Below are 26,932 nucleotides of genomic sequence, written 5' to 3'. Positions count from 1 at the left end.
TCACTCCTCTCCACTCATCTCCTCGCTCTAATCCGTATAGCCGAGTTTCTTCAGCATGGCCTCGTCATCCACCCAGCCCTCGCGCACTTTCACCCACAACTTGAGGAACACCTTGCGCTCGAACATGCGCTCCATGTGTCGGCGCGCGGCACTGCCGACGGCCTTGAGCTGGGCACCGCCCTGCCCGATCACGATGGCTTTCTGGCCATCACGTTCAACCCAGATCACCGCATGGATCTCGGCCACCCCGTCGGGACGGTCGTTGAACTGCTCGATCTCGACCGTGGTGGCGTACGGCAATTCCTGGTCGAGCCGCAGCATCAACTGCTCGCGCACCATTTCGGCGGCCAGGAAGCGCTCGCTGCGATCGGTGATTTCGTCCTCGCCGAATACCGGCGGACGCACCGGCAGGCGGCTGAGGATGTCGCGCTGCAGTTGCTCCAGCCCCTTGCGCTTGAGCGCGCTGACATAGTGGATCGCGTCGAAATGGTGGGTGCTGCCCAGCTCGGCCACGAACGGCAGCAGCGCGGTCTTGTCCTTGCTCAGGTCGACCTTGTTGATCACCAGCAGGCGCGGCAGCTTCTGCTCGGCCAACGCGGCGTAGAGCGCCTCGTCTTCGTCGGTCCAGCGTCCGGCCTCGATCACCTGCACGGCCAGCTCCACCTCGCTGATCGCCGAACGCACGGCCCGGTTGAGGCTGCGATTCATCGCCCGTTTGGCACCACGATGCAGGCCAGGCGTATCCACGTACATGATCTGCCCGGCGTCGCTGTTGGCAATGCCCAGGATGCGATGGCGCGTGGTCTGCGGCCGCGGACTGACGATGGACAGGCGAAAACCGATCAAGGCATTGAGCAAGGTCGACTTGCCCACGTTGGGGCGGCCGGCCAGCGCGACCAGCCCGCAACGGTAATCCTCGTGAGGCAATTCGCCGGCGAAACCGGCTTCCAGTTCGTCGTTCATGGGGAAAGTGTGCTCTCGAAACGGATGACAAGCATGGCGCCATGCGCCTACGGGCGCCAGCGCCCGATGGGCGGCGATATCGCCGAAATTAAGCTCAGGGCCGGAATTCAGCCCTTGTCCGAGCTGTCGAGCAGGCGCGCCAATACCACCTCGGCCGCTTCCTGCTCGGCCGCCCGGCGGCTGTTGCCGCTGCCCTCGGCGATGATGTCCTGCGGCTCGGATACGGCGCAACTGACGTCGAAGGTGCGCGCATGATCCTCGCCGTAGCTATCTTTGAGCTCGTAATGCGGCAGCGGCAAGCCATGGCCTTGCAGCCACTCCTGCAGGCGTGTCTTGGCATCCTTGGAGGAGCGCGGCAAGGCGGCGATGCGGTCGGTGAAGATTTCGCGCACGGTATTGCGACAGGCCTCCAGTCCACCATCGAGATGAATGGCCGCGAGCATGGCCTCGAAGGCATCGGCCAGGATCGAGTCGCGCCGGAAGCCGCCGCTCTTGAGCTCGCCCGAGCCCAGCTTGAGCCGATCACCCAGTTCCAGCTCGCGCGCAATCACCGCCAGAGCCTGGCCATTGACCAATTGCGCGCGCAACCGCGACAACTCGCCCTCACTGGCCTTCGGATGAACTTCATAGAGCATTTCGGCCACGAACGCGCCCAACAACGCATCGCCCAGGAATTCCAGACGCTCGTTGTTGGGCTTGCCCATGCTGCGATGGGTCAGCGCCAGCTCGGCCAGCGCGGGATCACGGAAGCGGTAAGTCAGTTGCACGGAATCACTGGGCAATGGTGCCTTGCAGCGGCACGCTTTTCTCGAAATGGACAAGGAAATCGATGTTGTAGATGAATGGCATCTGCTTGTCGTAGGCGATGTTCAGCTGGTTGCCGCCGTTGACGTGGGTGATGGTGATGTCGCTGGGCGTGATGGTGCCATCGTCCACGTATTGCATGCTGAACTTGTAGGACAGGTCGCGCCGGATGCTGTCCAGCGTCTTGCCATCCACGCCATTGGTGGCTTCCTGGTTCATGGCCTTCACCACGCCCATGTACTCGCTGTAGGCCGGCACCAGTTTCATCGCCATATAGCCGAAAAAACCCACCACGATCAGCACGATCAGAAACCCGATCAGGGTGATCCCCGCTTGCTTCGATTTCATAGTCCCCTCGCCATGCCGTCGATGCGGCTCGTACGTGTATCCACAGGCCGGTTGGCCATTGTCGCTGCGTACTGTGCCGCGACAGCGGCCCGGCCGCCAGTCCGCACGATCACGGAATGACATATCCGGGCCATGCCGCGACGCTTCAGTGGATCAGCTTGCCGATCCGGTGGAAGCCTACGCCACCCGTGCCCCAGCCCTTCCAGCTCATCCAGATCAGGAACGCCTTGCCCGCCAGCGCCGTTTCCGGCATGCAGCCCCAGTAACGGCTGTCTTCGCTGTTCTCGCGATCGTCGCCCATCACCAGGTAGCAGCCCTGCGGCACCACCGACGGCACACGCGAATTCGGAATCGGCGGCGTCGGGCCACGCTCCGGCATGCGCGCAATCAGGTGGGTCACATTGCCCAGGTGTTCGTTCCAGATGGTCGCGTTGTAGGACATCAGCAGGTTGTCATCGGTACGCGCGGGATTGCCCTTGAACGGGCCCACCTCGTCGGCGATGACTGGCTTGCCGTTGATGATGATCTGGCTGTCGTGAACCTGGATGGTGTCGCCCGGCAGGCCGATCACGCGCTTGATCCAGTTCTGCCGCGGCACCGGCGTGGTGCATTCCGGGTCACCGCCATGCACCACCTTGCCGTCCGCCTCGTGGCAGGTGTAGCCGGGCCAGCGGAACACCACCACGTCACCCCGCTTCGGTTCGCCGATACCGACGACCTTGGTGTTGGACACCGGCAGGCGCAAGCCGTAGGCGAACTTGTTGACGAGGATGAAATCGCCCACGTCCAGCGTCGGCATCATCGAACCGGATGGAATGCGAAACGGCTCGGCCACGAAGGTGCGCAGCAACAGCACGATCAGCACAACCGGGAACAGCGAGCGCGACCAATCCACCGGCACCGGGTCGCGATATTCCTTGCCGGCAGCGGCAAGCTTCGCCTGGCGCTTCTTGTACAGGAACAGACGATCCAGCCCCCAGATCACACCGAACAGGATGGTGAGACCCAGCAGGATCGCCGAAAAATCGTACTCCATGCCCTACTCCTTCAGTGCCGCGTCTACTTGTCTACTTTCAGGACGGCGAGGAAGGCTTCCTGTGGAATTTCCACCCGGCCGACCTGCTTCATGCGCTTCTTGCCTTCCTTCTGTTTTTCCAGAAGTTTCTTCTTGCGGCTGACGTCACCGCCATAGCACTTGGCCAACACATTCTTGCGTAGGGCCTTCACGGTGGAGCGCGCAATCACCTGCGCGCCAACCGCCGCCTGGATCGCCACGTCGAACTGCTGGCGCGGGATCAGGTCCTTCATCCGCTCGACCAGGTCGCGGCCACGGCGATCGGCATGCGAACGATGCACGATCAGGCTGAGCGCGTCCACGCGATCGCCGTTGATCAGCACATCGGTACGCACGAACGGACCGGCGTCGAAACGCTCGAAGTGATAATCCATCGAGGCGTAACCGCGCGAGACCGACTTCAGCCGGTCGAAGAAATCGAGCACCACCTCGGCCAGCGGCAATTCGTAGGTGATCTGCACCTGGGTCGCCAGGTACTGGATCGAACGCTGCACGCCGCGCTTTTCCTGGCACAAGGTGACGATGTTGCCGATATAGGCCTCCGGCGTGAGGATGCTGGCCACGATGATCGGTTCGCGGATCTCGCTGACTTGTGGCGAAGGTGGCAACTTGGCCGGATTGTCCAGCATCAGGATCGAGCCGTCGGTCTTCAGCACCTCGTAGACCACCGTCGGTGCGGTGGTGATCAGGTTCAGATCGTATTCGCGCTCCAGCCGCTCCTGCACGATTTCCATGTGCAGCATGCCAAGGAAGCCGCAGCGAAAGCCGAAGCCCATCGCCTCGGAGGATTCCGGCTCAAAGAACAGCGCGGCGTCGTTGAGGCGCAGCTTGTCCAGCGCCTCGCGCATCGCCGGAAAGTCGTCAGACGACACCGGGAACAGACCGGCGAACACGCGCGGCTGCATGGTCTGGAAGCCTGGCAACGCATGTTCAGCCGGCTTGCCGGCATGAGTCAGCGTGTCGCCGACCGGAGCGCCATGCACGTCCTTGATCGAGGCATTGATCCAGCCCACTTCGCCTGCGCCAAGCTTCTCCAGCTTCTTGCGCTTGGGCGTGAATACGCCAACGTCATCGACCTGATGGGTGCGTCCGGTCGACATCACCAGCAGCTTGTCGCCGGGCTTGATCTCGCCCTGCATCACCCGCACCAGCGACACCACGCCGAGGTAGTTGTCGAACCAGGAATCGATGATCAGCGCCTGCAACTTGTCGGTGTCGCGCGGCTTCGGTGGCGGAATGCGGGCCACGATCGCCTCCAGCACCTCGACCACGTTGAGGCCGGTCTTCGCACTGATCGCCACCGCATCGGTGGCGTCGATGCCGATCACGGCTTCGATCTCGCCCTTGACCTTCTCGACGTCGGCCGTGGGCAGGTCGATCTTGTTCAACACCGGCACCACTTCCAGGCCCATCTCGACGGCGGTGTAGCAATTCGCCACCGACTGCGCCTCCACACCCTGCGCCGCATCCACCACCAGCAACGCGCCTTCGCAGGCAGCCAGCGAGCGGCTCACTTCATAGGAGAAGTCCACGTGACCCGGGGTATCGATGAAGTTCAACTGATAGGTCTTGCCGTCGCGCGCGGTATACGGCAGCGACACCGACTGCGCCTTGATGGTGATGCCGCGCTCGCGCTCGATCGGATTGTTGTCCAGCACCTGCGCTTCCATCTCGCGGGTGGCCAGGCCGCCACACAAATGGATGATGCGATCGGCAAGCGTCGACTTGCCATGATCGATGTGGGCGATGATGGAGAAATTGCGAATCAGTTCCATGGAGCACGCTGTCTGCTTGCGCCACCGCGCAAGGTTGCCGGCAGCGTATCACCGGGGTGGCGATATGAACCCGGCATTATCGCATGGAAAAGCCATCCGGCCGCGGCATGCGCGACCGGATGGCAAGTGGCCAGCCCGCCCGGACGGGCCACGGAGGACGGCGCCAGATTCAGTCTCCCGACTTGCCGGAAGGCACGCTCAGGCTGATGAAGTTGGTCTGATCGCCGTGACGTACCAGCAACAGCACGGTATCGCCCGCCTTCACATGGTCCGTGGCCTTGCGGAAAGCCTCCACGCTGCCGATCTTCTGCTGGTTCACCATCAGGATCACGTCACCAGCCTGCAGGCCAGCCTGTGCAGCGACCTCACCAGTGATATCGGAGATCACTACGCCCTCACCGGACTTCAACCCGAGCTGCTGGCGCGTGTCATGGTCCAGCGACTTCACCACCAGGCCCAACGCCGCGGCGCCGCTGCTGGCTGCCGCACCGACATGGCCCATCTGGGCGTTCTTGTCGCGCGGCATTGTGCCGACAGTGGCATGCAGGGTGAGCTTCTTGCCGTTGCGCAGCACTTCCACCGGCACCTTGGTGCCCGGCTTGGTCATCGCCACCAGCGGCGGCAGATCCGCGCCCTGGTCAATGGCATGGCCGTTGAAGCCGATGATGATGTCGCCCGGCTGGATGCCGGCCTTGTCCGCACCGCTGTCCGGGGTCACCTCAGCCACGATGGCACCATTGGCACTCTCGAGCTTCAGTGCCTTGACGACGCTGTCGTCCACTGGCCGCACCATTACGCCCAACATGCCACGGGTCACGTAGCCCTTGGTCTTGAGCTGCTGCACCGCGTTCATGGCCGTGTCGATCGGGATCGAGAACGACACGCCGAGATAGCCACCGGTGTTGGAATAGATCTGCGAGTTGATGCCGACCACCTGGCCTTGCAGGTTGAACAGCGGACCGCCGGAGTTGCCCCGGTTGATCGGCACGTCGGTCTGGATGAACGCCGTGTCCTGCTGGTCCCCTGCGCCGAGGTTGCGGCCCACCGCACTGACGATGCCCTGGGTCACGGTGTAATCGAAACCGAACGGCGAGCCGATCGCCAGCACCCACTGGCCGGGTTTGAGCGTGTGCGAATCGCCAATGTGCACGGTCGGCAGCGGGCCGCCGGCATTCACCTTGAGCAATGCGATGTCGTAGGTGGGGTCGGTGCCGACCACCTTGGCGGTGAGGATGCGACGATCCTGCAAGCGCACGGTGACCTGGTCGGCATGCGCGACCACATGGTTGTTGGTGAGAATGTAGCCGTCACTGGAAATGATGAAACCCGAACCCAGCGAGGTATGCGCCTGTTCTTCGGGCGAAGGCATCATCGGCATGCCGAAGAAGTGCCGCAGGATCCACTGCGGATCGTTCGAACCGGGGCCCTGGGGCCCGGAGCCCGGCCCCTGCATCTGCATGGCACTGGCATGTTTGCCGTTGTACTTGGCTTCGACATGCACCACCGCAGGCGCATTTTCCTTCACGATGCCAGTGAAATCAGGCAGCGCGGCAGCGGCAGCCGCGCCTTGCGCCTGCACACTGCCCGTAACGACAAAGCCCATGGCCAATGCGCAACAAACCAGGTTGCGCCAAACGGATCGATTCATGGTTTCCTCCTTGGGATTTTCGGGCACACCCCGGGGAGGCGGCCCATGCGATGGGCCGACCGGGGCGGAACTGATGAAGACGGAGATGGCCGGAGCATCGCTCAAGGCCACCGGGATTACTGGGCAGCAGCAGCTTGCGGATTGCGGCTGTTGGCCACCTGGCTCGGGTCGATCAGCAGCAGATAACTGCCATCGCCGTTGTTGAGCGTACGGTACCCGCGCACCTGGTACGGGCGCATCGGATCATTGGCCGGGCTGCCCAGGGTCATCGAGGCGCGCTCGCTCAGTCGCGAAGCGGCATTGCCGCTCAGCCACGGCGGCACGGTAGCCGGAGCATTGGTGCCCTGCAGCGTTGACGGGGAAGGCGTCGACACGGCGGCGATCTGTTGCTGTGGCGCCGGTGCAGTCGATGGCGTACTGGCCACCTGCGCGGTCGCGGAACGGGTGTCGCTGTCGGCGGTGGGCTGGGCCACCATCAGTGCGGCCACCGCAACGCCGGCCGCGATCGCCCCGCCAGCCGACCAGCGCAGCCAGTGACGGCGACGACCACCGGCCTGGGCTTGCGCAGCGGCAACGGTTTGCGTGGGGGCCGCCGCTTCGGCGTCGATCGCCAGCATGACCCTTGCCGCAAAGCCACTCGACGCCAGCACGGGCAATTCTCGCCGCATGCCATCGCGCGCCGCGTGGTAACGCGTCCACGTGGCCAGCAAGTCCGCTTCGTGGTCGAGCCGCCGCAGCAGGAAGCGGAGCTCCTCCTTCGACAGTTCGCCGTCGATACCGGCGGAAAGGTTTTCCTGATGCATTTCAGTCATGGTGTCCGGTCCTCGCGGTTCGACAACAGCGGCCGCAACTTTTCATCAATCGCCTCACGCGCCCGGAAGATGCGCGAACGCACCGTTCCGATCGGGCAATCCATGGCGGTGGCGATCTCCTCGTAGCTGAGGCCATCCATCTCGCGCAGCGTAATGGCTGTCCGCAATTCCTCAGGCAGGGCTTGGACAGTGGAAAACACCGTTTGTTCAATTTCCTGCCGCATCAACTCGCGTTCGGGGGTGGCGTTGTCCTGCATGCGATCGGCCCCCGGCACGAACACCGCATCCTCGATGGCGATATCGTCGCTGGGTGGCCGCCGCCCCTGTGCCACCAGATGGTTCTTGGCGGTATTCACCGCGATCTTGTACATCCAGGTGTAGAACTGGCTGTCGCCGCGGAACGAGCCAATGGCGCGCCAGGCACGCACGAAAGCCTCCTGCGCCACGTCTTCGCATTCGGCGTGGTTGTGCACGTAGCGGGAAATCAGGCCGATGACCTTGTGCTGGTACTTGCGCACCAGCAGGTCGAAAGCGCGCTTGTCGCCCCCCTGTACCCGCTCGACCAGCGCACTATCGAGTTCGTTTTCGCCCATCCGGGCCATCTCCTTCGTTGCTGCCGCCGCCCCCGGGGATGTTGCCGGATGGATTGAGGTGCTTCAGACAGACATTACGCCTGCAAGTTCAGCACGAATACGATCCTCGGCCAACTCTCCGGCGCTCGCGCCCGATCATCATCGCCCGGCGATCCCCGCTTCGGCCGTCAAGGCCCGATCCACTCCGTGAGATGGGGGCGTGCCGCGGCCACTCAAGCGGCCGACTGGCCGGCCACGCCAGCCAGCAGGCTCTCGCGCTCGGCCAGCAGGCGATCGAAACTGGCCTGGGGCAACGGGCGGCAGAACAGATAACCCTGCAACTCGTCACAGCCGTTCTGACGCAGGAATTGCAGGTGTTGTTCGATCTCCACGCCTTCGGCCACCACCTCGCGGTTGAGCCGGTGCGCCATGTCGATGGTGGCGCGCACGATGGCCTCGTCGTCCGGATCCACGCCGATGTTGCGCACGAAGCTCTGGTCGATCTTGATCCGATCGGCCGGCAGCTTGCGCAGATAATCCAGCGAAGCGGCACCGGTACCGAAATCGTCGATGGCGATGCGGCACCCCAGTCGATGCAGGCCATGCAGGTTTTCCATCAAGTGGGGAACGGCCTTGATACTGATGCTTTCGGTCACTTCCAGCTCAAGCAATGTCGGATCGAGCCCGGTTTCCTGCAGCACCCGCTCCACCACGCCCACCAGGTCCGGCTGCGTCAGCTGGACCACGGACAGGTTCACGCCCAGGCGCAGGCGCAGACCATGCCGGTCCTCCCAGACCCGCGCCTGCTGACAGGCGGTACGCAAGACCCATTCGCCAATGGAAACGATCAGCCCGGTTTCTTCGGCCAACGGAATGAAGAAGCCTGGTCCGATCGCCCCCAGTTCGGGATGTTCCCAGCGCACCAGCGCCTCCATCCCGACGATGTCTTCGCTGTCCGCGTTCACCTGTGGCTGGTAGAACACCCGCAGCTCGCCGTTGCCTTCGGCATGGCGCAGGCTGCGTTTCAATGCCGCGTTCTGCTGCTCCTGCTCGGGGCTGACGTCGTAGATCTGGTAGTTGTTGCGGCCCTGCCCCTTGGCGGCATACATCGCCTCGTCGGCATGCTTGAGCAGGGTCTCCGCGTCCGGTGCATCCTCGGGGAAGAAGCTGATGCCGATGGACGCGGTGACCTGCAGTTCGGTTTCGTCCTCCAGCCGCAATGGCTTTTCCATCAGCTGGACGATCTTTTCGGCCACGCGCAGCACGTCGTCGTTCTTCACGATGTGGCGCAGGACAAGGATGAATTCGTCGCCGGCGTAACGTGCCACCGTATCGGACGCGCGCACGCTGCTGCGCAGGCGCTGGGTCACGGCCACCAGTACCTGGTCGCCCACGGCATGGCCCAGGTTGTCGTTGATCGACTTGAAACGGTCCAGGTCGACGAACAGTACTGCGAAGCATTCGCCGGTGCGGTTGGCTTCGCGAATGATGGTATCCAGCCGATCGTTGAACAGCAGGCGGTTGGGCAAGCCGGTGAGCGCATCGAGCAGGCCTTCGGCCCGGCCCTGCTCGCGCGTGCGACGCAATTCCAGCGCATGGGCGAAATGGGCCGCCGCGCAACGCAGCACTGGCTCGGCGATTTCCGGCTCCGCAAACGGCTGCCGACTGCCGGCCAGCAGGGCGCCGAGCACGTTGCGCCGTTCATCGAGCAGCGGCAGGCCGACGAAACCGCACAGGCCCAGGTCGGCCACCAGCGGATCGGCCGTGGCCAGCCGCTGGGCATCCGCCGCGTGCACCAGGGTCTTGCCACCCAAGACCAGGCGCAACGAGCTCTGCAGCTGCGCCGCCGGCCAGGAACGCTCGCCGCCGCGCCAGCGCTGCGCCAGTTGCACCGGTGCCCCGCTGTCTTCCGGCCGACCCGACCATACGGCGAGGTAATCCAGCCCCATGTCATCGACCAGCAACTGCACCGCCACGCTCATGTCGCCGTCGTTGCCGCCACTGGCAAACAGTCGCGCCAGCAAGGTCAGCGCCACGCCCGGGCGGACCCCGGCGCGGTCACTGCGGAACGCGAGTGCCGCCACGTCGCGCCCGGCATGCCGCACGCGTCGCGAGCTCACCTCGCCGCTGTCGGCCCCCTGGACGGAGCGGCGCCCGCAGGGATACCACTGGCGATTGCTTTCGCGCAGCAGCTGTTCCGCACTCACACTTTCGAACACCAGCAGTTCGGTCAATGTACGATCGAGCACCGCCCCATCGCCCAGTCCGCTGTGGCGCCCCCATGCCGGGCTCGCCTCCAGCACGCGCTCGGTGGACGGATCGACAATCACCCACTCGCTGTCATCTTCATCGAAGACGAAGCGGTAATCGCCATCGCTGGCCGGGGCCGGCGCACGTCCCGGTCCGGCCCAGGCGGTACGCCGCAGGCGTTGCCAACGCGGCCCCAGTTCACTGGCGATCTGGCTGGCATGCAGCCAGTCGCCCACGCCGGCCGGCAGTTGCGCGGGGCGAATCGTGGCGCCATCGGTCAGCACGACGATCAGCAGCGCATCGGCGCAGGCAGGAATGCGTCGCAACTGCTCGCAACTGGCCAGTGCCGCGCGTCCGTCGCCTTCCAGCGCCACCACCATCAAGGTCAGCGGCGCGCGCCCCTCCAGCAGGATCGCCGCATGCGCGGAGTCGCGGGCCGAATGAATCAGCGGATGCCCCTCATGGTCGAGCGCATCGAACAAGGCGCGGCGAAGATCGCGCTGTGGCGCCACCACCAGCACGCCAGTCTCGCGGGACAGTTCGTCGCTCACGGCAGCCAGCGGCCGTCGCGCAGACGCGGGCGCTGGGCGGGGCGTGACGAACCATCCAGTCGCACGGCCACGTCATCCAGGCCGGCTACCAGGGCCGGCTCCGCATCCAGCAGCACCACCCGTCGCACGTGCCCGGCCGGCGAACGCGCCAGTTGCCGCAGCAGGTTGTTGTCCATGGTGGAGATCGGCAGCGGGAATTTCGCCAGCAGATATATGCCGAAATGGTTGCTCTGCTGCATGTAGCGCAAGGCATTGCCCAGCCGCTGCAGGCCCGGCACCCGTGCATGCACCTCGCGCAGGTTGCCCATGCCCGCCTCCGGGTCCCACAGGTAGATCGACTGCCCGCTGTGTCTGGCGATGGCGCGAAACTGCTCGACAAGAGCCGCACTGTCGTCGCAGTCGAGCAGAACCAGACCTCCTGGCACGGCCAGGATGCGCTCGAATATCTCGCTGCCGGCGACCGGACCGGGGGCCATCAAGGTAGTCATCCCGGTCTAAGTTACGCGTTCGCGGAGGAAGCGCAATAGGACGTTGATCGCTTCGTGACGCAGGCATCGGCAAGTGGCGGCAAGCCCTTTGTCCATGAAGCCGGAAGCGTCTCGCAATCCACGCTACGGGACGGTATGGTGCAATTTCCATCCACCACCCAACTTGAGCCCATGTTCGAAGGACTGCGCTTCAACCATTGGAAAACGAACCTGGATGACAGCGGCATCGTCACGCTGACCCTCGACCGCGCCAGCAGCAGCGTCAACGCCATTTCGCGCGAGGTGCTGGACGAGCTGGGCCAGATCGTCGAGCGGCTGGCGATCGAGCGGCCGGCCGGGGTGATCATCCACTCCGCCAAGGCCTCCGGCTTCGCCGTGGGGGCCGACATCAAGGAGTTCGTGGGTTACGCGAAGCACGGCACCGTGCTGGAGAACATCCAGAACGGCCAGCGCGTCTACGAATCGCTGGCACGCCTGCCCTGCCCGACCGTGGCCGCCGTGCACGGCGCCTGCATGGGCGGCGGCACCGAACTGATCCTGGCCTGTCGCCAACGCATCGCCGCGGATGACGAGAAAACCCGAATCGGCCTGCCCGAAGTCATGCTCGGCATCCATCCCGGCTGGGGCGGCAGCGCGCGCTTGCCACGCCTGATCGGCGCCCCCGACGCGCTGCCGGTGATGCTCACCGGCAAGCCATTGTCGGCAAAGCGGGCACTGGCGCTCGGCGTGGTCGATCGCACCGCCCGGCTCGACGAGCTGCTGACCGAAGCGAAGCATCTGTTGCGCCGCCCCATCACGCGCCCGTTCGTGCGGCGGACCAAGGCCTGGGCCACGAACACCTGGCTGGCGCGGCAGATCCTCGCCCCGATGGTGCTCAAGCAGACGGCCGCCAAGGTGCGCAAGGAACACTACCCGGCCCCATTCGCGCTGATCGACGTGTGGAAGCGCGGCGGCGGCGACATCCGGCAACGGCTGAAACTGGAAGCGCTGTCGGTGTCCAAGCTGGCGCAGACGCCGACCGCGCAGAACCTGATTCGCATCTTCTTCCTGCAGGAGCGTCTGAAAGGCGCCGGCGGCGGCATCGACCCCGCCATCAAGCACGTGCACGTGGTCGGTGCCGGCGTCATGGGCGGCGATATCGCGGCCTGGGCGGCGCTGAAGGGTTTCGACGTGACCCTGCAGGATCGCGAGATGAAGTACGTCCAGCCTGCGCTGGACCGCGCCCGCAAGCTCTACGAGAAAAAACTGAAAACGCCGGAAAAAATCGAGGCCGCCACGCGTCGCCTGCGCGCCGACGTCGAGGGCAAGGGCGTGGCCGATGCCGACCTGGCGATCGAGGCGATCTACGAGAACGCCGAAGCCAAGGAAGCGCTTTACGCCACCATCGAACCTCAGTTCCAGGCCGACGAGATCCTCGCTACCAACACCTCCAGCATTCCGCTGGATGAACTGCGCGGCAAGCTGGCGGCGCCGCAACGTTTCCTCGGCTTGCACTTCTTCAACCCGGTGGCGCAAATGCCGCTGGTCGAGGTGGTGCGCCACGAGCGGCTCGATCCGGCCATCGAGAAACGCGCACTGGCGTTCTGCAAGGCCATCGGCAAACTGCCGGTGGCGGTCAAGGGCACGCCCGGCTTCCTGGTCAATCGCATCCTGATGCCTTACCTGCTCGAAGCCATGCGCCTGTACAACGAAGGCGTGCCCGGGCCAGTGCTGGACAAGGTCGCCACGAAGTTCGGCATGCCGATGGGACCGATCGAGCTGGCCGACACGGTCGGGCTGGACGTGTGCGCCTCGGTCGGCAAGGAACTGGCACCCTTCCTCGGCCTGGAGTTGCCCCCCGGCCTCGAAGACAAAATGGAAGCCGGCAAGCGCGGCAAGAAGGATGGCCAGGGCCTGTACGTCTGGCACGAAGGCAAGCCGCAGAAGCCCGAGGTCGATCCGGACTACGCCGCCTCGCCCGATCTGCAGGACCGCATGGTGCTGTCGATGGTCAACGAAGCCGTGGCCTGCCTGGCCGACGGCGTGGTCGACGATGCCGACCTGCTCGATGCCGGGGTGATCTTCGGTACCGGCTTCGCGCCCTTCCGCGGTGGCCCGATCCAGTACATCCGCAGCGAAGGCGCGGCCAAGCTCAAGACACGCTTGGAAGCGCTGGCAGCACAATACGGCGAACGCTTCACGCCGAAGCCGGGCTGGGACAACCCGGTACTGGCGCAAAGCGGTTTTGAATTGGCGGACTAAGGAACCGCTGCGGCTTTATCGAGTCTCACCGCCAGATGGGTCCCTGACCCCAACCCTCTCCCTTAACGGGGAGAGGGTGCAAGGCGCTACCACATCAAGTCGTCAGGCACGCCGTCGTCGCCGATGCCGCCGGCGCCCGGCTCCACCAGCAACGCGAGCAGGTGTGCATCGATGTCGCGTACCTGCTCGGCAATCGCACGCTCGACCAGTACATAGCGTCCCGCCTGCTGCACGATGCCCAGCTCGCCGCCATTGAGCGCGGCCAGTTGCGCGGGGTCCACGTGGACACGACGGATCTTGCCGCCGTATTCGAAATGCCGGACATGCTCGGCGTCAGCCTTGTTCAGGGCCTTGCCCTGCAAAAGCTGCTGGATCTTCTGCTTGCGCTCGCGCTTCAGGCGCGCCTGTTCGGCGGCCTCGCGTTCGGCCTGCTTGCGTTCATTGGCTTCGGTGCGGGCGCGGATCGCATAGGCCTTGGCCAGATCGACCTCGTCGCTGGAGGCAGCGCGCGCCTTCGGCCCTTTCGAGCCTTTCTTGAACGCAGGCGTGCGCCCGCTGTTGGGCGCGCTCGGGCGCTTTTCTTCGCGAACCTGTTTGACGATGCCGCTTTTCAGCAGCTGATCGCGCAGGGAATCGGCCATGGTCGGAATCCGGTGTGAGCGTAATGCCAGAGTCGGTTCAATAATGCGGCGGCGGTGGTTCGCTGTGCGGGTCGTGGCCCTGCCCCAGCCGCAACGAGGCCAGCTCGCTGCGCAAGTCGTGCACCAGCCGCTCCAGCGTGGCGATGCGCATGGACTGCTCGCCATCGGCGTTGGCCAGCCCAAGCACGGTATCGTCGATGAAAGTGAGTCGGACTTCCAGCTCGGTCAGTCGCTGTTCGAGATTGTCCATCAGCGTTTCACGCCCAGCGAACGTCCGCGCCCGATGCCGTAATAGGCCAGCCCGGCCTCTTCCACGGCCGCCGGCTCGTACAGATTGCGTCCGTCGAAGATCGCCGGTTCTTTCAGTGCGGCGCGAATCGCCGCGAAATCCGGGCTGCGGAACAGCTTCCACTCGGTGACGATGGCCAGCACGTCGGCGCCCTTCAGCGCGTCATGGGGCTGCCCGCACAAGACCAGGTCGTCGCGTTCACCGTAGATACGCTGCGCTTCCTCGCGCGCTTCCGGATCAAAGGCACGCACCGTTGCACCGGCTTGCCACAACGCCTCGATCAGGCGCCGGCTGGGCGCTTCGCGCATGTCGTCGGTATTCGGCTTGAAGGCCAGGCCCCACAACGCGATGGTCTTGCCCTTGAGCTGGCCGTCGAAGTGGCGCGAGATCAGCTCGAACAACTTGGTCTTCTGGTCGTGGTTGACCGCTTCCACCGCCCCCAGCAGGCGCGCCTGGTAACCCACGCCGCGCGCGGTGCGCTCCAGCGCCTGCACGTCCTTGGGGAAGCACGAGCCACCGTAGCCGGCGCCCGGGTAGATGAAGTGGTAGCCGATGCGCGGATCCGCACCGATACCGTGGCGCACCAGTTCCACATCCGCGCCCACGCGTTCGGCGATGTTGGCAATCTCGTTCATGAAGCTGATCTTGGTCGCCAACATGGCGTTGGCGGCGTACTTGGTCAGCTCGGCCGAACGCTCGTCCATCACCACCATGCGATCGTGGTTGCGGTTGAACGGTGCGTACAGCTTGCGCAGCACGTCGACGGCGCGCGCGCTGGAACTGCCCACCACGATGCGGTCCGGGCGCAGGCAATCGGCCACCGCGTCGCCTTCCTTGAGGAACTCGGGGTTGGAGACCACGTCGAATGCGATCGTCGCGCCGCGCGCGGCCAGCTCGGCGGCAATCGCCTCGCGCACGCGATCGGCGGTGCCCACCGGCACGGTCGACTTGTTCACCACCACGGTATAGCGATCCATGTGCTGGCCGATGGTCTTCGCCACGCTCAACACATATTGCAGATCGGCGCTGCCATCTTCGTCCGGCGGCGTGCCGACCGCGATGAACACCACCTGCCCGTGCGCGATGGCCGGCGCCGGATCAGTGGTGAAGGCCAACTGGCCATTCGCGTGGTTGCGCGTGACGATCGGCTCCAGGCCCGGCTCGTAGATCGGGATATCGCCCTGTTCCAGGCGCGCCACCTTGCCCGCATCGATATCGACGCAGACCACGTGATTGCCCATTTCCGCCAGGCAGGCACCGGTGACGAGGCCTACATAACCGGTTCCGAAGATGGTGACGTTCATCGGTTGCCCAGGTATTCGTGTGAAGCCGCACATTCTAACAGGCGCGGCGTGCGGGATCGCGCAAAAAACCGAGCCAGCAGCCCGTGGCCCGCGACCAAAGCGAAGGGGCGCGAATCGCTTCGCGCCCCTTCGGTTCACAACGCTGGCAGCATGGCTGCCGCGCGCTTACTTCTGTCCGGCGTCCGGTGCAGCGCCGCCCTTGGTGGGACCGGTGCTGACCAGGGTCACGTCGAAGATCAGCGTTTCATTCGGCGGCATCTCGCTACGCGGTTCGGAGCCGTAGGCGAGGTTCGACGGGATGAAGAACTGGTAATGGCCACCGGTCTGCATCAGCTCCAGGCCTTCGCGGAAGCCCGGGATCACGTTGGCCAGCGGAATCGACGCCGGGCCGCTGCTGCCATGCTTCGACGAATCGTCGAACACGGTGCCGTCGACCAGCTTGCCGACATAGTTGACCTTGACCGTGTCGTTCGGGCCCGGGCGAGCGCCGGAACCCTGCGACAGCACCTTGTACTGCAGGCCCGAGGCCGTGACCTTCACGCCAGCGGCGTGGCGGTTCTTGGCCAGGAAGGCCTCACCGGCTGCCTTGTTCTTGGCCGCTTCCTTGTCGAACTCGGCCTTGGCCTTGGCGCGCAACTGGGTGACAAACGCTTCCTTGACCGACTTGTACTCGGTCTCGGACATGGTCGGCTTCTGGCCGGACAGCTCCGACTGGACCGCACGAGCGACAGTGGCCGGATCGATCTCTTGGCGCACGATCGGCGGCAACGAGCTGGCCAGATCCCAGCCGACCACGTAGCTGGCCTTGGTCTTGTCGACCGTGCTGCTCTTGGTGGTCTGGGCCGCTTGCACGCTGGCCGTCATGCCCAGCGCAACGGCCAACGTGGCCATTGTCAGCGTGGGACGCAAAAGATGCTTCATTCGGAACTCCCTCGTCATGGATATACCGGCGTGCCGGCCGCCCCTCCCCGTTGGAGGGCAGAATCCGCATTGTGCGGGTCCCGTTCGGTCTTGGCAACGACGTTTTGTGTCCGACAATCCGCCACATGAAAGGTTCAACCATGACGCCTGCGGGATGAGACTTCAGTCACGCGAATCGGCTTCCGGCTTGTTCAGCGTGTCGCGCAGTGCAGCCTGCAGGCGCGCATGCATCTTCACCAGCGAACGCCACAGCATCACCGCCAGCACCAGCACCACGCCCCCCACCGACAACGCCACCCCGCGTGGCGGCAGGATCGTCGAGCCCAACGCCCCCACCAGCAGGGCCAGCAGTACCAGCGCCGCCACCGGGATCAGTCGCGCCAACACCTGGCGGATGGCCTGGGTATAGCCTCCGGCAAAGCGCTCGCGAATACCCAATTCAGCCAGCAGCATGCCCAGCGCCTCGGCTTTGCGGTAAATGGCAATCAGGAACGGCAGCGACAGCACCAGCGCCACCGCCCAGATCAGCGAATGGCGCATTTCCCGATCGATCCCCACCTTCGAAAACCAGCCCCAGCCGTGCGCATTGACATAGGCGCCGATCGTGAACAGCGTGACCACCAGGATCACATTGACCACGATATGCCACAGCAGGCGGCGGAACATCGCCGCAATCGCCGCGTTTTCCGCCACCGGCCGCAAATTCTCCAGCCAGCCGCTATAGCTGGTGACCAGCAGGCGCAACGACTGCGGCAACACCTTGCGGCCTCCGTTCGCCAGGGCATCCGTCGAGCGCATCAGGTACGGTGACGCCACCATGCAGATCAGCGACGAGGCGACCGCGATCGGGTAGATGAACTTGCTTACCGCATTCAGCGACAGACCCAACGTGGCGATCACGAACGAGAACTCGCCGATCTGCGCCATGCTCAGGCCTGCGCGCAAGGCGGTGCGGGCGTCATGGCCCACGAAGAAACAGCCCACGCTGCACGCCAGCGTCTTGCCCAGCATGACGACCATCGCCACCAGCAACGCCGGCAAGGCGTACTGCATCAGCAAGGCGGGGTCGATCTTCAGCCCGATGGACACGAAGAATAGCGCGGCAAACATGTCGCGCAACGGTTCCACCATATGCACCACGCGTGTCGCGTTGCGCGCCTCGGCCACCACCGCACCGGCAAGGAAAGCCCCCAGCGCCACGCTGAAACCCAGCAAGGCCGCCAGCAGGCTGGCACCGAAGCAGATGCCCAGCACGCTGACCAGCAGCATTTCGTCATTGCCAAACCCGGCCACGTAATCCACCAAGCGTGGCAGCAGCAGCAAGCCAACCAGCATGCCGGCCACCACGAACAGGCCCAGGTGACCGATCAGGCTGAACGCCACGCCGGTTTCCACCACCCCGCCAATGGCCACCGCGGTCAGCAGGGTCAGTATGACGATGGTCAGCATGTCTTCCGCGACCAGCATGCCGATCACCACCCGCGCGAACGGCCATTGCCGCATCCCGCCCTCACTCAGGGTGCGCGTGGCCACCATCGTCGAGGACAACGACATGATCGCGCCCAGGAACAGCGCATCGCGGGTGCTCCAGCCAAAGGCCGTGCCCAGTGTGTAGCCGACCCACAGCATGAAACCGACCTCGGCCACCGTCACCAGCAGCACGCCCGCACCTACCTCGCGCAACTTGCGCACGCTGAACTCCAGGCCCAGCGTGAACATCAGCAGCACCACGCCGAGATTCGAGATGTCGCCAATGGTGCGTGGATCCGTGATCAGCACGCCCGGCGTATGCGGGCCGATCAGTACACCCGCAAGGATGTAGCCCGGCAGTACCGGCAGGCGCAGCCGGTGCAACAGGACCGTCGTGGCGCCCGCCACCAGCATCACGATGGCCAGGTCGCGAATGAATCCGATATCGTGCATGCCTTCCTCTGGGCGCGCTGACGGGTTTACCAGCTTAGGCCCTGCGGCGCGTCTTCGCCTAGCGCGTGTTGCATCTGCGCATGCACTGCGTGACGCGTCCGTCACGGCTGAACTTGATCAGCGACGAAGCTCAGCGAAAAGTGCGTTCGTGCTGAGCGCAGTTTGCTGCCAGCGAGCAGAGTCGAAGCGCCCATCGGCGATCATCCTTCGACTCTGGCCCGGCGGGCCGACGCTCAGGGCGAACGATGAGATATCGACTGAATCTTGTCGCCCACCAAACGGCCGGATGAAGCGAGGACCCGGAGCTTCGGTACCCGACCATTGCGCAGGCACACTGCGCGCTCGCAACGAACGCATCGCCATTTTCACTTCGGTAAAAAATTTCTGGAAAAAATGCTTGACGGAATCGCGAACCACACCTATTCTTTCGGGCTTCCAGCGGCGGGGCCATAGCTCAGCTGGGAGAGCGCCTGCATGGCATGCAGGAGGTCGGCGGTTCGATCCCGCCTGGCTCCACCAACTTGAATTGTCCCCATCGTCTAGAGGCCTAGGACACCACCCTTTCACGGTGGCGACCGGGGTTCGAATCCCCGTGGGGACGCCAAGTTGGCTCGCAACGCTGGTTATACAATGTGGAGCGGTAGTTCAGCTGGTTAGAATGCTGGCCTGTCACGCCGGAGGTCGCGGGTTCGAGTCCCGTCCGCTCCGCCACTGTAAGCAGGAAACCCGCCTTGTGCGGGTTTTTTGTTGCTTGCATGGATACCCATCGGGCTGGCGCCCGCTCGCGGGCGCCTGCCAGGCGTCCCTACGATGTCTTCTGACCCTCACGTCCGGGCATCGGTGCCAGCGTGGCGACGGAATGTCCCTGCCCCGCCAGGTATTCCAGCCAGCGCGAGAGAAACCCGTTCATCTGCAGCCGGTGCTGGAACACCGTGTGCGCCGGCGGAAACGGGCCGAGCACTTGCCACAGGTGGCGTCCGGGATGGCAGTGCATCGCTTCGGCCACATGCGCGTCGGTATACATGCGCAACTGTGCCGAGGGCGACCGATGCCCCGTCTGCGCATCGACAAAGCCGTAGGTGAGTTCCAGTTCCAGCGTGTACGGATGGCATTCCTGCACCACCAGGTGCACCGGCAAGCCATCGGAAACATCCGACACGTAATCGCCCGCTTCCAGTGTCTGCGGTGCGAACAGTCGCACGAGCCGATGATAATTTTCGGCATACAACCCCATCAGGAACTCGAAGCGTCCCGGCAGCAGGCTGTGGCGATTGTCGAGTACGGCACTCATGCGGAAATGGAGACTCCGGAAAAGGTCAGAACATGGTTCGTTCGATACCGAAACGATCGAAGATCTTGCTGGCGATCTCCTCGATCGAGACGTGCGTGGTGTTGAGCGACGGAATGCCTGCCTGGCGCATCAGCCGATCAGCCTGCTCCAGCTCCCAGCGGCACTGCTTGAGCGTGGCATAACGGCTTCCCGGTCGACGCTGTTCGCGGATCTGTGCGAGCCGTACCGGGTCGATGGTCAGGCCATACAGGCGATCCTTCCAGGGCCGCAGCCGCGCGGGCAGTTCCAGTTTTTCGAGATCCTCGTCGGTCAACGGATAGTTGGCGGCACTGACCCCGTAATGCAAGGCCATGTAGAGGCAGGTTGGCGTCTTGCCCGAGCGCGATACACCCACCAGGATCAGATCCGACTCGGCGTAATTCACGTCGATGCCATCATCATGCGACAGCGCATAGTTGGTTGCGTTGATGCGCGCTTCGTACTTGTCGAAATCGACCAGTCCGTGCGAACGGTTCACCGCACCGGAACGCTTGGCGCCCAGCTCGTCCTCCAGCGGACCGATGAACGGCGCGAACACATCCAGCATCAACGCACCGGTACCGGCCACGATCTCGCACAGCGCGCGATCGGCCATCGTGTTGACCACGATCGGCCGCTCGCCGCTCTTCGCGTAATGCGTCTTGATGCGCAACGCGGCATTCTCCGCCTTGTGCACGTTGTCGATGAACGGCAAGCGGTGCTTGATGAAGCTCACCCCCTCGAACTGGGCAAGAATGCTGTTGCCGATCGTCTCGGCCGTAATACCAGTGGAATCGGAGATGAAAAATACCGTGCGCTGCATGGGTTGCCCGAGAGCCTTTGAAATATCCTCGACGAACATTAGCGCATGCGTCGTCGCCTGTCTTTTCTGGACTCGAGCTGACTGGTATGCAGTTGGAGCGGCGATGGTTTGCAATGGTCTTCTTGTGCCACGCACCATCGACAGCGGACAATACCAGTCTTTGCGCGGCCTGATTCCAGCGCCGCCCGACGTCTTTACCACTATCGAGCTCTTTAAGGAGACTCCCTTGAACAACCTGGTGCTCTGGCTGGACCAACTGCGCATGACCGACCTCGGCAAGGTCGGCGGCAAGAACGCTTCGCTCGGCGAAATGATCGGCAACCTCGCCAAGCTCGGCGTCTCCGTGCCGGGTGGTTTCGCCACCACCGCCGATGCCTTCCAGCAATACCTGGAAAAGAGCGGCGTGGCCAAGCGCATCCAGGAACGCCTTTCCGGCCTCGACGTGGACGACGTCGATGAACTTACCCGCGCCGGCAAGGAAATCCGCGAATGGGTCACCGAAACCCCGCTGCCCGCCGAGCTGGACCAGGCGATTCGCGAGGCCTACATCAAGCTGTGCAAGGACGCCGGCGCCAACGACATCGCCGTGGCGGTTCGCTCCTCGGCCACCGCCGAAGACCTGCCCGATGCCTCGTTCGCCGGCCAGCAGGAAACCTTCCTCAACGTGGTCGGCATCGACGACGTGCTGCACAAGGTGAAGGAAGTCTTCGCCTCGCTGTACAACGACCGCGCCATCGCCTACCGCGTGCACCAGGGCTTCAAGCACGAGGACGTGTTCCTGTCCGCCGGCGTGCAGCTGATGGTGCGCTCGGATATCGGCGCCGCCGGCGTGCTGTTCACGCTGGACACCGAGTCCGGCTTCCGCGACGTGGTGTTCGTCACCGGTTCGTACGGCCTCGGCGAGATGGTCGTGCAAGGTGCGGTCAACCCGGACGAGTTCTATGTGTTCAAGCCCACGTTGAATGCCGGCAAGCCGGCTGTCCTGCGTCGCAATATCGGTGCCAAGCAGTTGCGCATGGTTTATTCCGATGCGCCGGGCGAGCGGGTCAAGACCGAAGACACCCCAGTCGAGATGCGCACCAAATTCTGCATCAGCGACGATGACGTGCAGGAACTCGCGCGCCAGTCGCTGATCATCGAGAAGCACTACGGCCGTCCGATGGATATCGAATGGGCGAAGGACGGCAACACCGGCAAGCTGTACATCGTGCAGGCACGCCCGGAGACGGTGAAATCGCGCGCGCACGCCACCCAGCTCGAGCGCTTCCACCTCGGCGAAAAGGGCAAGGTGCTGGCCGAGGGTCGCTCGATCGGCCAGAAGATCGGTGCCGGCAAGGCGCGCGTGGTGCGCTCGCTGGCCGACATGAACAAGGTGCAGCCCGGCGACGTGCTGATCGCCGACATGACCGATCCCGATTGGGAGCCGGTGATGAAGCGCGCTTCGGCCATCGTCACCAACCGCGGCGGCCGCACCTGCCACGCGGCGATCATCGCGCGCGAGCTGGGCGTGCCCGCCGTGGTCGGCACCGGCAACGCGCTGGAGCTGATCCCTGACGGCACCGACGTCACCGTGTCCTGCGCCGAAGGCGACACCGGCACGATCTACGAGGGCATCCTGAAGTTCGAGCGGATCACCGCCGATCTCGGCGACATGCCCGAGGCGCCGCTGAAGATCATGATGAACGTGGCCAACCCCGAGCGCGCGTTCGACTTCGGCATGCTGCCCAATGCCGGCATCGGCCTGGCCCGTCTGGAGATGATCATCGCCAGCCATATCGGCATCCATCCCAGGGCGTTGCTGGAATACGGCAAGCAGGATGCCGAGATCCGCGCGAAGATCGACGAGCGCATCGCCGGTTACGCCGGCCCGGTGGAGTTCTATGTCGACCGGCTGGCCGAAGGCATCGCCACCATCGCCGCCTCGGTATTCCCGAAGCCGGTGATCGTGCGCATGTCCGACTTCAAGTCGAACGAATACGCCAATCTGCTCGGTGGCGCGCGTTACGAGCCGCACGAGGAAAACCCGATGCTCGGCTTCCGTGGCGCCAGCCGCTATGTCGATCCCAGCTTCGCCGAATCCTTCGGGCTGGAATGCCGGGCGGTGAAGAAGGTCCGCGAGACCATGGGGCTGGACAACGTGTGGGTGATGATCCCGTTCGTGCGCACGCTGGAGGAAGGCCGCAAGGTGGTCCAGGTGCTGGAAAAGAATGGCCTCAAGCAGGGTGTGTCCCATGCCCAGGGCGACAAGCCGCTGAAGATCATCATGATGTGCGAGGTGCCGTCCAACGCCCTGCTCGCCGAGGAATTCCTCGAGATCTTCGACGGTTTCTCGATCGGCTCGAACGACCTCACCCAGCTCACCCTGGGCCTGGACCGCGACTCCAGCATCGTGGCCGGCCTGTTCGACGAGCGCAATCCGGCGGTGAAGAAGCTGCTGTCCATGGCCATCAAGACGGCTCGCGCCAAAGGCAAGTACGTCGGCATCTGCGGCCAGGGTCCCAGTGATCACCCCGACCTTGCCGAATGGCTGATGGAACAGGGGATCGAGTCGCTGTCGCTCAACCCCGACACCGTGGTCGATACCTGGCTGCGCCTGGCGAAGAAAAAGGCCGCCTGACGCACCCGGTCGCACACCGCGTCACTCATGAAAAAGGCGGGCCCGCGGGCTCGCCTTTTTCGTTTCCCCGTTCGCCCCGCCCTTTTCATCGTGCAACGCAACTTGCTCCATCCACGAGCAACCGCTAGCGTCATACACACGTTTGAACCATGCGCCAGTCCAGCACTGACGCAGCAAAGGGGAATCCATGGCCGTTCGCGAACATCCGCCCGGCGTCGACACGCGACACCGCCTGCTCGAGGCAGCCGAGTGGTTGTTCATCGAACGGGGTTATGAAGCGCTGTCGATGCGTCTGGTCACCGCGCGCGCCGAGGCCAACCTCGCCGCCGTCAACTACCACTTCGGCAGCAAGGAAGCGATGCTGCAGGAGCTGCTGGCACAGCGACTGGACCGGTTGAACGAGGACCGCCTGCGCCTGCTCGACGCCTGCGAAGCGGATGGCCACGTGCCGGATTACGAGACCATCCTAGGCATCCTGTTCGCGCCGGCATTGCAACTGGGCCGTTCACCTGCCGGTGGTCCGGCGTTCCTGCGCCTGCTGGGCCGCGTCTACAGCGATGCATCGCCGTTTATCCGCGATTATCTGCAACGTCATTACCGCCCGATCTTCGAGCGCTTCTTCGAAGCCTTCGCGCGTGCCCTGCCCCAAACCCCCCGCAACGAACTGGGCCTGCGCCTGCACTTCGCGCTGAAGGCCTTGTCGGGCATGCTGGCCGCCGACGACATGAACGACCTGCTGGCCGAACTCAGCATGGGCCAGTCACTCGGCGATGCCGAACTGCTGGCGCGGCTGGTCTCGCTGGTTTCGCCGGCACTGGTCGCCCCGCTGGGCAATCCGCGGCAAGTGAACCTGATCGAGCAACTGCTGCGCCAGAGCAATCAGCTTGCGGAAACGGCCCAGCCCGGCAGCACCGAACCGGATCGCTCCCGCGGCAAACGCGTGGTCAGCGTACGCGCGCCACGATAGCCGTCACATTGTCCTTGCCACCGCCATCGAGGGCGGCCAGCAACAGGTGATCCACGCACTCTTGCGCGGCCAGGTCCTGGCGCCCGACCACGCCGGCGATCGCCTTGTCACCCACATCCTCGGTCAGGCCGTCACTGCACAACAAAAAAGCCATGCCGCGCGCCAGTTGCCCGCGTGCCATGCCAACGTGCAATTGATCGCTGGCCGTGATCCCGAGAGCCTGGGTAATCACGTTGCGATGCGGATGTCGGGCTGCCAGCGCGGGGTCGAGCGAGCCGATGGCGACCAGCTCCTGTACCAGCGAATGGTCATGGCTGATCTGCCGCAAACCGTCCTGCCAGAGGTAAACCCGACTGTCACCGACCCAGGCCACTTCATAACCGTCGCCAACCAGGCGCAGCGCCGCCACCGTCGTCCCCATCGGCAGCGCATCGACACCGTGGTCGCGCGCATGCCCGAGCAAGCGGGCACCGGCACCACGCACGGCGTCCGCCAGGGATTGCCCCCGCGCCACCATGTCGACCACCGCATCGCGCACCAGCGCCGCGGCGACTTCGCCGTGCTGATGCCCGCCCATGCCATCCGCCACCAGGAACAGGCCCAGTGCCGCGTCGGCGTAATAGGTGTCCTCGTTGCGCGTACGGCGCAATCCGACGTGGGTTCCGTGTCCGAATTCGATCATGGCCTGCAGCACTCGTTATGCCGATGCAGCATGCCGGATACACCGACTGTTGTCACGGCAGATTTGCCCGCGTATGATTGCCGGCTCGCACGCACCACCGTGCACCCCATCGGAGAGGTGGCAGAGTGGTCGAATGTACCTGACTCGAAATCAGGCGTACGTGTAAGCGTACCGTGGGTTCGAATCCCACCCTCTCCGCCAGTTGTACCAAGGCCTCGCAGCGATGTGAGGCCTTATTTTTGGCCGTCTAAAGGTGAGCCAGTTTTTCGCTGTGTACGATTGGTGTACGAATTTCGCGCGGCCTCGTGCACAGCACCAGCACGCCCCGGCGACGCCGCAACCCGCCATTCAGCACCACGCGCATGCACCTGTGGCCACAAGGCCCGTGCAGCGTCTCGTTGAGGCCTTGCGCGAGGGGGCTGGCACGCGCTGCCCAGCGGTGCCGGGCAGCAAAAAGGCGCCAGGGTTGCCGGTGCCTTGGGCGGTATGCAACGGGGTTGGATAGAGTGTCTCGATCATTGGCTGTCACAGGCTAAAGGCTAATCACCTTCCTGTGCTTCAGGCATATCTGCAACCACTGGTGTGTCCTCAACAACTGTCAAGCTTTCCAGCGCCAAGTCTCCAGGATACTTTTCGTCAAGAAGCGCGACCATAGCATTTACCAAACAAACTGCATCAAGCTCAATTGAGTTTAGGTTTCTATGTCGTATGCGAGGAATTCGGTGAAGACGATGCAGAGGGTTGCCACAAGTCACGAAGTTCGTATCTCGTATAGCACCCCAATGGCAATGAACAAATGTTGACGACCAATCATAATATTTGTCGTATAGTTCTTTACATTCACCTTCTGTAGCTAGTTTTCTCAGATTGCTATTGGCCCAGTGCCCAATATTTATGTCAAGAAATTCTTGCCACCTGTCTTCATTAGATATTGCGTGAAGCATGTCTTCGTCAATGAATGATGGTAAATCACCCTCTAATTCTTGGGCCTTCAAAAAGGCCAGCTTTGCTTGGCCAGCACCATAGACGCGGTAGGATGCCCACAGTTCATCCTTGTCAATCTTAAAAAGATAATTCAGAGTAATGCAAGCATCAACCAAAGACCTCAGGGCAAGCCGACCAAGAATCCTTGATTGAACTCGATTAGCGCAGACCTCTTCGACGATTGAAAGTGCGTACAGCAATAATCCAAACGACGAATCTAGCCGCGCATCGACCTTGCTCACCTTTATGCTTTGCAAGAACCTCTCCATGATTTGATCACGGAGATTGTAAAGCGATTTGCCGTCTACAATCGGCACAGGGAATCGCCCATCTTCGTCAGGAGATGGTCCCATGCAAAGAGTTTTTTTAAAAACCTCTTCCCAAAACCTTGCGATCCATTCTGACGGTGGCGAACGGCGAGCCATAATCTCCATAGATCGAATAAATGGGCGAACACTGCGCATGTCTCCGTGGTCTGGATATAGACGCATGCACTCTATTCGATCAGCCATCGACTCGGGAAAGTGCACGATCCCCGAAATCATGGGCACAATCATCTTAAACCAACGGATATCCGTTGACGCCTCGGACTGGTGATCAAGCACGCCAGTGACCGCGACTCCCAAAGCTCGCCATTCTTCTTCTTCGTCTTCCGAAACCAAATGCCGCTTCCAACGATCCAATCTTGGAAGGGAGTCAATCAGAACAAGAGGACGTAATGCAGCTGTCGCCCCTGGACAGGAAAGGACAACTGACATGAAGTCTTCAAATCTCTCTTCCGACACTTCGGACAAAGTCGTGTGGTCTACAGTCTTAGTGAAATTTATTCCAGGCTCTTCATCTTTGTTTTCTTGTTCATCCTTTTCTTGGCTCTCTCGCGTCTGGTGTGGTTGACACGACGGCGATCTTGCCTCGGATGCGGTGCTGAGTGCACGCTTGGCGGAT

The 26,932-nt window shown here is 63.4% G+C and carries 23 protein-coding genes and 4 tRNA genes; 7 read left to right on the top strand and 20 right to left on the bottom strand.

The annotated features are described in order from the left end of the window. Nucleotides 1-27 precede the first annotated feature (27 nt). The 10 genes from era to AB7849_RS13710 form a co-directional block, all read right to left on the bottom strand. Nucleotides 28-963, bottom strand: a complete 936-nt coding sequence (gene era, locus AB7849_RS13755) for a GTPase Era (protein ID WP_008215674.1) — start codon at nt 961-963, stop codon at nt 28-30. Nucleotides 964-1,070: 107 nt separating this feature from the next. Beyond that, nucleotides 1,071-1,730 carry a ribonuclease III gene (gene rnc, locus AB7849_RS13750; RefSeq protein WP_008215676.1) on the bottom strand — a complete coding sequence of 220 codons (660 nt, stop codon included), beginning with the start codon at nt 1,728-1,730 and terminating at the stop codon, nt 1,071-1,073. 4 nt (nt 1,731-1,734) lie between these two features. Beyond that, entirely contained in the window at nt 1,735-2,115 is a 381-nt protein-coding gene (locus tag AB7849_RS13745; protein ID WP_008215679.1) for a DUF4845 domain-containing protein, read from the bottom strand. A gap of 145 nt (nt 2,116-2,260) precedes the next feature. Then, on the bottom strand, nt 2,261-3,151 hold the full coding sequence (gene lepB / locus AB7849_RS13740) for a signal peptidase I (protein ID WP_008215680.1): 891 nt from the start codon (nt 3,149-3,151) through the stop codon (nt 2,261-2,263). Nucleotides 3,152-3,174: 23 nt separating this feature from the next. Further along, entirely contained in the window at nt 3,175-4,965 is a 1,791-nt protein-coding gene (gene lepA, locus AB7849_RS13735) for a translation elongation factor 4 (RefSeq protein ID WP_008215681.1), read from the bottom strand. 169 nt (nt 4,966-5,134) lie between these two features. Then, the gene (locus AB7849_RS13730) at nt 5,135-6,613 is read right to left on the bottom strand and encodes a Do family serine endopeptidase (RefSeq protein WP_369501175.1); all 1,479 of its coding nucleotides are present in this window, start codon (nt 6,611-6,613) and stop codon (nt 5,135-5,137) included. A gap of 116 nt (nt 6,614-6,729) precedes the next feature. Further along, nucleotides 6,730-7,425 carry a sigma-E factor negative regulatory protein gene (locus AB7849_RS13725; RefSeq protein ID WP_008215684.1) on the bottom strand — a complete coding sequence of 232 codons (696 nt, stop codon included), beginning with the start codon at nt 7,423-7,425 and terminating at the stop codon, nt 6,730-6,732. Beyond that, complete coding sequence (gene rpoE, locus AB7849_RS13720) at nt 7,422-8,018, bottom strand: RNA polymerase sigma factor RpoE (protein ID WP_008215685.1); 597 nt, start codon at nt 8,016-8,018, stop codon at nt 7,422-7,424. Before rpoE ends, AB7849_RS13725 begins: the two co-directional genes overlap by 4 nt. Nucleotides 8,019-8,230: 212 nt before the next feature. Then, complete coding sequence (locus AB7849_RS13715; protein WP_369501174.1) at nt 8,231-10,798, bottom strand: putative bifunctional diguanylate cyclase/phosphodiesterase; 2,568 nt, start codon at nt 10,796-10,798, stop codon at nt 8,231-8,233. Further along, on the bottom strand, nt 10,795-11,286 hold the full coding sequence (locus AB7849_RS13710; RefSeq protein ID WP_037100651.1) for a hypothetical protein: 492 nt from the start codon (nt 11,284-11,286) through the stop codon (nt 10,795-10,797). Before AB7849_RS13710 ends, AB7849_RS13715 begins: the two co-directional genes overlap by 4 nt. 171 nt (nt 11,287-11,457) lie before the next feature. On the opposite strand from AB7849_RS13710, the gene AB7849_RS13705 reads away from it, so the two are divergent. Then, nucleotides 11,458-13,527 (top strand): 3-hydroxyacyl-CoA dehydrogenase NAD-binding domain-containing protein, encoded by a 2,070-nt coding sequence (locus tag AB7849_RS13705; protein ID WP_369501173.1) that lies wholly within the window; start codon nt 11,458-11,460, stop codon nt 13,525-13,527. A gap of 86 nt (nt 13,528-13,613) precedes the next feature. Here the strand turns inward: AB7849_RS13705 and AB7849_RS13700 are convergent, their stop codons facing one another. The 6 genes from AB7849_RS13700 to AB7849_RS13675 form a co-directional block, all read right to left on the bottom strand. Continuing rightward, on the bottom strand, nt 13,614-14,168 hold the full coding sequence (locus AB7849_RS13700; protein ID WP_008213860.1) for a DUF2058 domain-containing protein: 555 nt from the start codon (nt 14,166-14,168) through the stop codon (nt 13,614-13,616). A gap of 37 nt (nt 14,169-14,205) precedes the next feature. Further along, the gene (locus AB7849_RS13695; RefSeq protein WP_008213859.1) at nt 14,206-14,418 is read right to left on the bottom strand and encodes a SlyX family protein; all 213 of its coding nucleotides are present in this window, start codon (nt 14,416-14,418) and stop codon (nt 14,206-14,208) included. Then, nucleotides 14,418-15,761 (bottom strand): UDP-glucose dehydrogenase family protein, encoded by a 1,344-nt coding sequence (locus tag AB7849_RS13690; protein ID WP_008213858.1) that lies wholly within the window; start codon nt 15,759-15,761, stop codon nt 14,418-14,420. Before AB7849_RS13690 ends, AB7849_RS13695 begins: the two co-directional genes overlap by 1 nt. A 165-nt stretch (nt 15,762-15,926) precedes the next feature. Then, nucleotides 15,927-16,682, bottom strand: a complete 756-nt coding sequence (locus AB7849_RS13685; protein WP_008213857.1) for an FKBP-type peptidyl-prolyl cis-trans isomerase — start codon at nt 16,680-16,682, stop codon at nt 15,927-15,929. Nucleotides 16,683-16,844: 162 nt separating this feature from the next. Then, nucleotides 16,845-18,605 carry a cation:proton antiporter gene (locus AB7849_RS13680; protein WP_369501172.1) on the bottom strand — a complete coding sequence of 587 codons (1,761 nt, stop codon included), beginning with the start codon at nt 18,603-18,605 and terminating at the stop codon, nt 16,845-16,847. 117 nt (nt 18,606-18,722) lie between these two features. Continuing rightward, entirely contained in the window at nt 18,723-19,022 is a 300-nt protein-coding gene (locus tag AB7849_RS13675) for a hypothetical protein (protein ID WP_157618154.1), read from the bottom strand. A 26-nt stretch (nt 19,023-19,048) separates the two neighbouring features. Between AB7849_RS13675 and AB7849_RS13670 the strand changes: the two genes are divergently transcribed. The 3 genes from AB7849_RS13670 to AB7849_RS13660 all read left to right on the top strand — a co-directional run bounded on the left by AB7849_RS13670 (nt 19,049) and on the right by AB7849_RS13660 (nt 19,316). Next, nucleotides 19,049-19,124 (top strand) — tRNA-Ala (locus tag AB7849_RS13670). A gap of 9 nt (nt 19,125-19,133) precedes the next feature. After that, nucleotides 19,134-19,209: transfer RNA gene (locus AB7849_RS13665), tRNA-Glu, on the top strand. A 30-nt stretch (nt 19,210-19,239) separates the two neighbouring features. Further along, nucleotides 19,240-19,316 (top strand) — tRNA-Asp (locus AB7849_RS13660). 94 nt (nt 19,317-19,410) lie between these two features. On the opposite strand, the gene AB7849_RS13655 is transcribed toward AB7849_RS13660, so the two are convergent. Both AB7849_RS13655 and ppsR read right to left on the bottom strand, forming a co-directional pair. Further along, nucleotides 19,411-19,896, bottom strand: coding sequence for a DUF1249 domain-containing protein (locus AB7849_RS13655; RefSeq protein ID WP_008213855.1), 486 nt, complete (start codon nt 19,894-19,896; stop codon nt 19,411-19,413). Nucleotides 19,897-19,921: 25 nt separating this feature from the next. After that, nucleotides 19,922-20,737 carry a posphoenolpyruvate synthetase regulatory kinase/phosphorylase PpsR gene (gene ppsR, locus AB7849_RS13650; RefSeq protein ID WP_008213854.1) on the bottom strand — a complete coding sequence of 272 codons (816 nt, stop codon included), beginning with the start codon at nt 20,735-20,737 and terminating at the stop codon, nt 19,922-19,924. A 226-nt stretch (nt 20,738-20,963) separates the two neighbouring features. Here ppsR and ppsA point away from each other — a divergent pair, with 226 nt between their 5' ends. Continuing rightward, entirely contained in the window at nt 20,964-23,354 is a 2,391-nt protein-coding gene (ppsA, locus tag AB7849_RS13645) for a phosphoenolpyruvate synthase (protein WP_369501171.1), read from the top strand. A gap of 187 nt (nt 23,355-23,541) precedes the next feature. Next, nucleotides 23,542-24,321 carry a TetR/AcrR family transcriptional regulator gene (locus AB7849_RS13640; protein WP_008213851.1) on the top strand — a complete coding sequence of 260 codons (780 nt, stop codon included), beginning with the start codon at nt 23,542-23,544 and terminating at the stop codon, nt 24,319-24,321. On the opposite strand, the gene AB7849_RS13635 is transcribed toward AB7849_RS13640, so the two are convergent. Next, on the bottom strand, nt 24,299-25,003 hold the full coding sequence (locus AB7849_RS13635; protein ID WP_037101152.1) for a PP2C family protein-serine/threonine phosphatase: 705 nt from the start codon (nt 25,001-25,003) through the stop codon (nt 24,299-24,301). The two genes, AB7849_RS13640 and AB7849_RS13635, sit on opposite strands and share 23 nt — an antisense overlap. 111 nt (nt 25,004-25,114) lie before the next feature. Here AB7849_RS13635 and AB7849_RS13630 point away from each other — a divergent pair. Next, nucleotides 25,115-25,204 (top strand) — tRNA-Ser (locus AB7849_RS13630). A gap of 338 nt (nt 25,205-25,542) precedes the next feature. Here the strand turns inward: AB7849_RS13630 and AB7849_RS13625 are convergent. Further along, a partial coding sequence (locus AB7849_RS13625) for a DUF5677 domain-containing protein (RefSeq protein WP_369501170.1) occupies nt 25,543-26,932 on the bottom strand: 1,390 nt, incomplete at its 5' end.

The organism is Rhodanobacter sp. FW021-MT20 (assembly GCF_041107475.1).
Taxonomy (GTDB): Bacteria; Pseudomonadota; Gammaproteobacteria; order Xanthomonadales; family Rhodanobacteraceae; genus Rhodanobacter_A; species Rhodanobacter_A glycinis.
Note: the sequence above shows the minus strand (reverse complement) of the source record. Positions and strands in the feature narration are given on the sequence as shown.

Bases quoted from the DNA above. Each gene is read 5' to 3' on its own strand.
- era (WP_008215674.1), bottom strand. From the start codon at position 963: ATGAACGACGAACTGGAAGCCGGTTTCGCCGGCGAATTGCCTCACGAG.
- AB7849_RS13745 (WP_008215679.1), bottom strand. From the start codon at position 2,115: ATGAAATCGAAGCAAGCGGGGATCACCCTGATCGGGTTTCTGATCGTG.
- lepB (WP_008215680.1), bottom strand. From the start codon at position 3,151: ATGGAGTACGATTTTTCGGCGATCCTGCTGGGTCTCACCATCCTGTTC.
- lepA (WP_008215681.1), bottom strand. From the start codon at position 4,965: ATGGAACTGATTCGCAATTTCTCCATCATCGCCCACATCGATCATGGC.
- AB7849_RS13730 (WP_369501175.1), bottom strand. From the start codon at position 6,613: ATGAATCGATCCGTTTGGCGCAACCTGGTTTGTTGCGCATTGGCCATG.
- AB7849_RS13725 (WP_008215684.1), bottom strand. From the start codon at position 7,425: ATGACTGAAATGCATCAGGAAAACCTTTCCGCCGGTATCGACGGCGAA.
- rpoE (WP_008215685.1), bottom strand. From the start codon at position 8,018: ATGGGCGAAAACGAACTCGATAGTGCGCTGGTCGAGCGGGTACAGGGG.
- AB7849_RS13710 (WP_037100651.1), bottom strand. From the start codon at position 11,286: ATGACTACCTTGATGGCCCCCGGTCCGGTCGCCGGCAGCGAGATATTC.
- AB7849_RS13705 (WP_369501173.1), top strand. From the start codon at position 11,458: ATGTTCGAAGGACTGCGCTTCAACCATTGGAAAACGAACCTGGATGAC.
- AB7849_RS13700 (WP_008213860.1), bottom strand. From the start codon at position 14,168: ATGGCCGATTCCCTGCGCGATCAGCTGCTGAAAAGCGGCATCGTCAAA.
- AB7849_RS13695 (WP_008213859.1), bottom strand. From the start codon at position 14,418: ATGGACAATCTCGAACAGCGACTGACCGAGCTGGAAGTCCGACTCACT.
- AB7849_RS13690 (WP_008213858.1), bottom strand. From the start codon at position 15,761: ATGAACGTCACCATCTTCGGAACCGGTTATGTAGGCCTCGTCACCGGT.
- AB7849_RS13685 (WP_008213857.1), bottom strand. From the start codon at position 16,682: ATGAAGCATCTTTTGCGTCCCACGCTGACAATGGCCACGTTGGCCGTT.
- AB7849_RS13680 (WP_369501172.1), bottom strand. From the start codon at position 18,605: ATGCACGATATCGGATTCATTCGCGACCTGGCCATCGTGATGCTGGTG.
- AB7849_RS13655 (WP_008213855.1), bottom strand. From the start codon at position 19,896: ATGAGTGCCGTACTCGACAATCGCCACAGCCTGCTGCCGGGACGCTTC.
- ppsR (WP_008213854.1), bottom strand. From the start codon at position 20,737: ATGCAGCGCACGGTATTTTTCATCTCCGATTCCACTGGTATTACGGCC.
- AB7849_RS13640 (WP_008213851.1), top strand. From the start codon at position 23,542: ATGGCCGTTCGCGAACATCCGCCCGGCGTCGACACGCGACACCGCCTG.
- AB7849_RS13635 (WP_037101152.1), bottom strand. From the start codon at position 25,003: ATGATCGAATTCGGACACGGAACCCACGTCGGATTGCGCCGTACGCGC.